4 protein-coding genes and 2 pseudogenes are annotated in these 6,587 nt (G+C 68.6%); 2 read left to right on the top strand and 4 right to left on the bottom strand.

Annotation, left to right across the window (positions count from 1 at the left end):
- The coding region (locus E3O54_RS02925; RefSeq protein ID WP_241976728.1) for a molybdopterin-dependent oxidoreductase at positions 1–1,522 on the top strand (1,522 nt) is incomplete at its 5' end.
- 183 nt (positions 1,523–1,705) lie between these two features.
- Complete coding sequence (locus E3O54_RS02920) at positions 1,706–2,098, top strand: TraR/DksA C4-type zinc finger protein (RefSeq protein ID WP_104099715.1); 393 nt, start codon at positions 1,706–1,708, stop codon at positions 2,096–2,098.
- A gap of 79 nt (positions 2,099–2,177) precedes the next feature.
- Here the strand turns inward: E3O54_RS02920 and E3O54_RS02915 are convergent.
- The 4 genes and pseudogenes from E3O54_RS02915 to E3O54_RS02900 form a co-directional block, all read right to left on the bottom strand.
- Positions 2,178–3,293: pseudogene (locus tag E3O54_RS02915) on the bottom strand (ABC transporter ATP-binding protein); the annotation flags it as partial.
- Positions 3,292–4,875: pseudogene (locus E3O54_RS02910) on the bottom strand (ABC transporter ATP-binding protein); the annotation flags it as partial. The pseudogenes E3O54_RS02910 and E3O54_RS02915, both read right to left, overlap by 2 nt.
- 8 nt (positions 4,876–4,883) lie before the next feature.
- On the bottom strand, positions 4,884–5,474 hold the full coding sequence (locus E3O54_RS02905; RefSeq protein WP_104099714.1) for a TetR/AcrR family transcriptional regulator: 591 nt from the start codon (positions 5,472–5,474) through the stop codon (positions 4,884–4,886).
- 70 nt (positions 5,475–5,544) lie between these two features.
- On the bottom strand, positions 5,545–6,507 hold the full coding sequence (locus E3O54_RS02900; RefSeq protein ID WP_104099713.1) for an aldo/keto reductase: 963 nt from the start codon (positions 6,505–6,507) through the stop codon (positions 5,545–5,547).
- Positions 6,508–6,587 lie beyond the last annotated feature (80 nt).

The following is a 6,587-nucleotide window of genomic DNA, read 5'->3' as shown; positions in this document are numbered from 1 at the left end:
CCCGGCACGGCTCGGGCGGCCCGCGACGGCCGGCGTGGCCGCCGCCCTGGCCGGCCTCGGCGCGGCCGAGCTGACGGCCGCCCTGCTCGCCCCGGTGGGCAGCCCGATCTTCGCCGTCGGCGCGCTGGTCATCGACCGTGCCCCGGCCTGGTTGAAGGAACTCGTCATCGCCCTGTTCGGCACGGCCGACAAGGTCGTACTGGTGTTCTGCGTCGCGCTCGGTGCCGTGGTGCTGGCCGCCGCCGCCGGGGTGCTGGAGTTCCGGCGGGCGCCGATCGGCCGGGTCCTCGTGGCCCTGGCCGGCGCGCTGGCCGTCTTCGCGGTGCTGTCCCGGGAGAACACCGCCGCCTTCGACGCGATGCCCGCGGTGCTGGCGATGGTCGTTTCGGCCGTGCTCCTCACGGTGATGGTCGCCCAGCTGCGCCGCACGCCCGGAGGCGCCGAGGCATCCGCTCCGGACCGCCGTCGGTTCCTGGTCTGGGCCGGGGCCAGCGCCGGCCTGGGCGTGCTCGCCGCGGCCGGCGGGCAGCTGATCTCGGCCGGTATCCGGGCGACGGATGCGGCGCGCGCGCGCTTCACACTGCCGGCCGCGGCCGTTCCCGGTGCCCCGATCCCAGACGGTGCCGCTCTGGACCTCCCCGGCCTCACTCCGCTGATCACCCCGAACGCTGACTTCTACCGCATCGACACCGCCCTGCAGGTGCCCCGGATCGACCCGGGAACCTGGACGCTGACGGTCACCGGGATGGTCGAGAGGGAGATCAAGATCGACTTCGCCGAGCTCCTCGCCCTGCCCCTCGAGGAGAGCACGACCACTCTCGCCTGCGTCTCTAACGCCGTCGGCGGCGACCTGATCGGCAACGCGACCTGGCTGGGCTACCCGATCCGCCTGTTGCTGGCGCGGGCCCGGCCTCTCGCCGGGGCCGACATGGTGCTCTCCCGCAGCGAGGACGGCTGGACCGCGGGCACCCCGCTGGAGGTTCTCACCGACGACCGCAATGCGATCCTCGCGGTGGGGATGAACGGGGAGCCGCTCCCCCTCGAGCACGGCTACCCGGTGCGCATGGTCGTGCCCGGGCTCTACGGTTACGTGTCGGCCACGAAATGGGTGGTCGAGTTGAACGTGACCCGCTTCGACCGGGAGACCGCCTATTGGACGACGCGCGGCTGGACCGCCCGAGGACCGGTCAAGCTCTCCTCCCGGATCGATGTGCCGAGCCGGAACACCGACGTCGCGGCCGGACCGGTGATCGTGGCGGGTGTGGCCTGGTCGCAGTACGTGGGCATCCGCGGCGTGCAGGTGCAAGTTGACGACGGAGCCTGGAACGACGCGACCCTGGCCGACGCGATCTCGGCCGACACTTGGCGCCAGTGGAGCTGGGTCTGGCCGGCATCGGCCGGGCGGCACACCCTGCGGGTGCGGGCGACGGATGCCGCGGGCCTGGTGCAGACTCCCGTGCGCCGGGACGTGATCCCCGATGGGGCCACCGGCCTGCACGATATCCCGGTCACGGTCGCCTGAAGCGACCCCTCGCAGTCCCGCGGCAGCCGGCCGGCGCGGGCGTATCTTCAACAGCGAGAACCACGCAGCGTGCCGGCGCATTGCCGTGCCCGGCTTGAGAGGACGGGAATCATGCACCGGAATGACGGATCGACAGTGCGCGCCGGCGGCTCACGTCGCCCCCCGGCGGCGGAGTAGACGCCCATGCCCACCCGGACGAAACTGACCCCCGCCGACCTGCGGCACTTCGAGAAGCTGCTCCGCCATCAGCGCCGCGACCTCGACATCACGCTCGGCCGGATCGGCACCACCCTCGACGGTGTGATCAAGGCCAGAAACACCGGCACCGCCGACGACGAGCACGACCCCGAAGGACCCACCCTGACCATGGAGTGGTCGCGCATCTCGGGTGTGCACAGCGACCTGGCGGCGCAGTCTGCGGCGATCGACCAGGCCTTGGCGCGCATCGTGGACGGCAGCTACGGGTTCTGCACCCGCCGGGGCGAACCGATCGGCCGGGAACGACTCGGGGCCCGGCCGTCCGCGGAGCTGTGCATCGACTGCGCGCGCGAGTTGGAGGCGCACCGCCGGGCCTGACTGAACCAATTCGACGGAGATTCTGGTCTCCAGAGCGGTTTTTGGTCATTCTAGGGCCGCTTTGGGCAAAATCTCCGTCGAATTCGTTCCGGACGGCGCGGAGGGCGCGCATCGCTTTCTGCACGAGCACCTCGGTGCGCGTGTCGACGGAGCTGGTCGCCTCGTCCAGGATCTCCTTCTCCGTGGCATCTGGACGCACGTAGGCGATGTTGTCGCGGATCGTGCCGCCAAACAGCCAGGTGTCCTGCAGCACCATGCCCATACGTCCACGCAGGTCGTCGCGGGTCATTCGGCGCCCGTCCACGCCATCGAGCGTGATCCGGCCGGCGTCGAGCTCGTAGAAGCGCATCATCAGGTTCACCAGGGTGGTCTTGCCTGCCCCGGTGGGGCCCACGATGGCCACGGTCTGGCCGGGCTCGGCCACCAGGCTGAGGCTGTCGATCAGCGGCTTGTCCGCCGGGTAGCGGAACGAGGCGTTCTCGAAGACCAGCCGGCCGTGGGCGGTCGTGGGTGCCTCGGCGCGCTCCGGGTCGGGGCTCTGCTCATCGGCGTCGAGCAGGGTGAAGACGCGCTCGGCGCAGGCGACGCCGGACTGCAGCAGGTTCGCCATCGACCCGAGTTGGGCCAGCGGGTGGGTGAATTGGCGGGAATACTGGATGAACGCCTGCACATCGCCGAGCTGCATGGCCCCGGATGCCACCTGGAGGCCGCCGACGACGGCGATCCCGACGTAGACGAGGTTGCCGATGAATGTCATCGCCGGCATGATCAGGCCGCTGACGAACTGGGCGCCGAAGCTGGCCTCGTAGAGCTCGTCGTTCTTGGCCCGGAAGCGTTGCTCCACCTCCTTCTGGCGGCCGAACACCTTGACCAGGGCGTGGCCGGTGAAGGTCTCCTCGATCTGGCCGTTCAGCTCGCCGGTGTGGGTCCACTGGGCGACGAACAACTTCTGCGAGCGCTGGGCGATCAGGACGGTCGTGACCAGGGTCAGCGGCACTGTGGCCAGGGCGATCAGGGCCAGGAGAGGCGAGAGCAGGAACATCATCACGATGACGCCCACCACGGTGAGCAGAGAGGTGACGGCCTGGCTCAGCGACTGCTGCAGGCTCTGTGAGACGTTGTCCACGTCGTTGGTGACCCGGCTGAGCAGCTCGCCTCGCTGCACCGTGTCGAAGTAGCGCAGCGGGAGGCGGTTGGGCGACGATCACCATGGTGGCGCCACCCGTGCCGACGGCCAGTGCCTCGCGCAGCCGAGCATCCGTCGCCAGGTCGAGCGAGGAGAACGAGTCGTCGAAGATATAGAGTTCGGGCCGTTTGACCAGGGCCCGGGCAATGGCCAGGCGCTGCCGCTGCCCGCCGGACACATTCATGCCGCCCTGCGCGATCGGGGCATCGAGGCCGTCCGGCATCTCCGCCACGAAGTCGCGGGCCTGCGCGATGGTCAGTGCCTCCCAGAGTTCCGCCTCAGTGGCGTCGGGCTTGCCGTAGAGCAGGTTGTTGCGCACGGTGCCGGAGAACAGATGCGGCTTCCGCGGCACCAGCCCGATGCTGCCCCAGAGCAGGTCAGGGTGGAGCTCGCGCACGTCCACCCCGTCGACCCGCACGCTGCCGTTGGTGGCGTCGAAGAGGCGAGGCAGCAGGTTGACCAGGGTGGTCTTGCCCGATCCGGTGCTGCCGATGATCGCGGTGGTCTGCCCCTGATGCACGGTAAAGCTCACGTCGGAGAGCGCCGGCTGCTCGGCGCCGGGGTAGGCGAAGCCCACGTCCACGAGTTCCACCTCTCCGCGGCCGATACTGTCGACGACGGGGTGGCGCGGCGGGCGCACGCTGGACTCGGTCTCGAGCACTTCGCCGATCCGGTCGGCCGACACGGTCGCCCGCGGGATCATCACGGCCATGAACGTGGCCATCATCACGGCCATCAGGATCTGCATCAGGTAGCTAAGGAAGGCAACCAGGGTGCCGACCTGCATGGACCCGTCCTCGATCCGGAACGCCCCGAACCAGATCACGGCCACGCTGGAGACGTTCAGGACGAGCATGACGACCGGGAACATCAGGGCCATCGGGCGGCCGGCCTGAAGGGCGGTGTCGGTGACATCCATGTTCGCCTTGCCGAACCGCACGGACTCGACGTCTTCGCGCACGAACGCCCGGATGACGCGGATGCCCGTGAGCTGTTCCCGCAGCACCCGGTTCACCGTATCGATGCGGGTCTGCATCAGGAGGAACAGCGGCACCATCCGCGCGATGATCAGCCCGACCGCGATCAACAGCACGGGCACGCTCACGGCGATCAATCAGGATAGCTGCACGTCCTGCCGGACGGCCATGATCACGCCGCCGATGGACAGGATCGGTGCGGTGACCATCATGGTGGCGGTCATCAGCACGAGCATCTGCACCTGCTGCACGTCGTTGGTCGACCGGGTGATCAGCAACGGGGCGCCGAACCGGGTGACCTCCTGCTCGGAGAACTCGCCGACCCGGGTGAAGACAGCGCCGCGCAGGTCGCGTCCGAGCCCCATGGCGGCCTTCGCGCCGAAAAAGACGGCGACGATCGCGCACACGATCTGGAACAGGGTGATCAGCAGCATCAGACCACCGATGCGCAGGATGTACACGGTGTCTCCCGTGGCGATGCCCTCATCGATGATGTCGGCGTTGAGGGTGGGCAGATAGAGCGAGGCGATCGACTGGGCCAGCTGGAACACGACGACGGCTGCCAGCAGCCGCCGGTACGGCCGCAGGTATTTCACGAGCAGTTTCCAGAGCATCGGATCTCCTAGCAGGGGGCGTTCGGCGGCGTCGGGAAGCCGATGATGCCGTAGAGGATGAGGGCGGTGAGCTCATCGTCGTCGAAGTCGGGGCCGGCCGTGATGTGGGGCACGGATGCCGCAAGCGCGATCATCCGGATGACCTGCCCTGAACGCTCCGGGGCAACCGTGAGGCGCAGGAGGTCAGGCGCGAGCACGTCGGCGAGCAGCACGGTGAACTCGTGCGCGACGTCGTGGGTGTGGGGTCTGCCCATCGAGCCCACCGCCGTCATCAGCGCGAAGACCTGCGCGAAGCGGCGGCGCAGCAGGGAGACCATGGCGCGCACCCGTTCCTCGAGCGGGAGCTCACGGTCGAGCGCGGCAAGTTCGAGACGGAACGGCTCGGGGTCGAGCTGACGGTCCATGGCCGCCCGGAGCAGGTTGTCCTTGCTGTCGAAGGCTCGGAAGATGGTGCCCTCGGCGATCCCGGCGCACTGGGCGATCTGTCGAGTGGTGACGGTCTGGCCGTGCTCGATCAGCAGCGGCGTGACCGCGTCGAGGATCATCGACTGCCGGTCCTCGACGGACAGGGCTTTCGCGCGCGCAGGTTTGACGGACATCCCCCCAGCTTTTATGAGTGAGCGCTCACTCACAAAGTGGAATCGGGGTTCGGGTTCCAGAGAGGACGGTTCAGGCGAAGAGGTCCGAGATCCAGGCCACGTCCTCGGGCGACGGCCTCCACGCGCTGCCCTCGGTGGCGTTCTGCAGGATCTGTTCCGGGCGGGTTGCTCCGGCGATGATGCTGGTGAGCCCCGGCTGGGCCAGCAGCCAGGCGAAGGTGGCTGCGAGCATGGTCACGCCGCGCTGGTCGCAGAACGCTTCGTACTTTTCGATGACGTCCCAGGGCGCGTTCCGGGCCAGGTGCGGCCGGACCATCATGATGCGGCTGTCGGCGGGGCCGCCCGCACGAGAGAACTTGCCTGTGAAAAGCCCGTTGTAGAGGGGGAAGAACGGCAGGAAGCCGAGCCCGTAGGCGTTGACGGCCGGCAGCACCTCGTCTTCGGCGTCACGCACCAGCAGGCTGTACTCGTTTTGCGCCGAAACGAACCGCGGATGCCCCGTCAGCCGGGCGGTGAACTCCGCCTCGGCGATCTGCCAGCCGGCCAGGTTGGAGTGGCCGATATAGCGCACCTTTCCCTCGCGGATGAGGTCGTCGAGGGTCTGCAGGGTCTCTTCGATCGGGGTGTTCGGGTCAGGCTGGTGCAGTTGGTAGAGGTCGATCCAGTCGGTCTGCAGGCGCCGGAGGGACGCCTCGACGGCCAGTCGAATGTAGCGACGTGAGGCGCGGGCGCCCCAGTCGGGTCCATTCCGACCGTTCATGTCCATGCCGAACTTCGAGGCGAGCACGATCTGGTCGCGCTTGCCCCGCAGCGCGCAACCCATCAGGGTCTCGCTGAGGCCGCGTTCCGCGCCGTAGATGTCGGCCGTGTCCAACAGGGTGATCCCGGCGTCGACGGCCGCGTTGACGACGGCGGTGGTTCCGGCCTGGCTCTCCGTCGCGGTTCCGGCGCGTCCGAAGTTGTTGCAGCCCAACCCGATCGTGGACACCATGAGCCCCGAATTGCCCAGTCTGCGGTACTCCATCTGCTCCATCCCTCCACATTAGGCTCGCCGGCCTGTGCTAAACAGGACTCAACTACAAAGGGGTGTCAGTGAGTCGTTTCACGCTCGGC

Source organism: Cryobacterium sp. TMT2-4, from assembly GCF_004402575.1.
Lineage (GTDB): Bacteria > Actinomycetota > Actinomycetes > Actinomycetales > Microbacteriaceae > Cryobacterium > Cryobacterium sandaracinum.
The sequence above is the reverse complement of the archived record's forward strand: the minus strand, read 5'-3'. Positions and strand labels throughout refer to the sequence as shown.

Bases quoted from the DNA above. Each gene is read 5' to 3' on its own strand.
- E3O54_RS02920 (WP_104099715.1), top strand. From the start codon at position 1,706: ATGCCCACCCGGACGAAACTGACCCCCGCCGACCTGCGGCACTTCGAG.
- E3O54_RS02905 (WP_104099714.1), bottom strand. From the start codon at position 5,474: ATGTCCGTCAAACCTGCGCGCGCGAAAGCCCTGTCCGTCGAGGACCGG.
- E3O54_RS02900 (WP_104099713.1), bottom strand. From the start codon at position 6,507: ATGGAGCAGATGGAGTACCGCAGACTGGGCAATTCGGGGCTCATGGTG.